Source organism: Polaromonas sp. P1_E1_2, from assembly GCF_056406035.1.
Genome location: NZ_JBFUAZ010000869.1, coordinates 1 through 1,282, shown reverse-complemented (window position 1 = coordinate 1,282; position 1,282 = coordinate 1). Strand labels below are relative to the sequence as shown.

Here is a 1,282-nt window from a genome sequence, read left to right as displayed (position 1 = left end):
GCATTACACGAAGTGAAAAGCGTGGGGGCCAGGTATGACCGCCGTGATGATCTTGACCATGGTGCTGTGCTTTGCACTCACCGTTTCCGTGGCCGTTTCCATCGGCCTGGCGTCCATCTTCGGTATCCAGGCGTCCAACGCCAACATGCTGATTTCAGTCAAGGAGATGTTCTCCTCGATCAACAAGTTTCCGCTGGCCGCCATTCCCTTCTTCATCCTGGCCGGCAACCTGATGGAAACCGGCGGCATCTCGCGCCGGCTGGTCGAATTCGCCAAAAGCATTGTGGGAGGCGTGCAAGGCGGTCTGCCCATGACCTGCGTGCTGACTTGCATGATTTTTGCGGCAGTGTCCGGCTCCTCTGTGGCCACCACTTTCGCCATAGGCGCCATCCTGATACCGGCACTCATCAAGCACGGCTACCCTACCGCTTACGCTGCGGCCCTGCAGGCCACCAGCGCAGAACTGGGGGTGATTATTCCGCCGTCCATCCCCATGATTCTTTATGGCGTGAGCGCCGAGGTCTCGATCGGCGAACTCTTCATTGCCGGCTTCGGCCCGGGGCTTTTAATCGGCGGCGCATTGATGCTGTTCGTGCACCTGTACTGCCGCTGGAAGGGCTGGGGCAAACAGGACGGTGACGGCCGCCTGAGCTTTGGTAAGGCGACCTGGCGGGCGGGCTGGGCATTGCTGATGCCGGTGATTATTCTGGGCGGGATTTATGGCGGAATTTTCACGCCGACCGAAGCCTCTGCCGTGGCGGTGTTTTATGCGCTGGTCGTGGGCATCGTGATCTACCGCGAGATCAAGCTGGCCGACCTGTACGTCATCCTGCGCAAATCGGTGCTCTCCAGTGCCGTGATCATGTTCATCATCGCCAATGCCGGGTTGTTCGCCTTCCTGATCACCCGGGCCGGCGTGCCGGACGCCATAGGCCACTGGCTGGAAGCCGTGCTGCAGTCGCCCGCCCTCTTCCTGTTGGGCGTCAACGCGGCGCTATTCATCATCGGCATGTTCATTGAAACCAGCGCAGCCATCATCGTGCTGGCGCCCATCCTGGCGCCAGTGGCAGTGCATTTCGGCATTGACCCGGTGCACTTCGGGCTGGTGATGGTGGTCAACCTTGCGCTGGGCATGATCACGCCGCCATTCGGCGTGAACCTGTTTGCAGCCTGCACCGTCGCCAGGATATCGCTGGACCGCATCGTGACGCACCTGATCCCCTTTGTGCTCGTCATCCTGGCTTGCCTGATGGTGGTCACTTACGTCCCGCAGCTGTCGCTT

1 protein-coding gene is annotated in these 1,282 nt (G+C 60.5%); it reads left to right on the top strand.

All coding sequences use genetic code 11. From position 1 onward, the window contains the following. Positions 1 to 34: 34 nt before the first annotated feature. Positions 35 to 1,282, top strand: a 1,248-nt coding sequence (locus AC1D1P_RS23655; protein ID WP_477674690.1) for a TRAP transporter large permease, incomplete at its 3' end; no start/stop codon positions are given.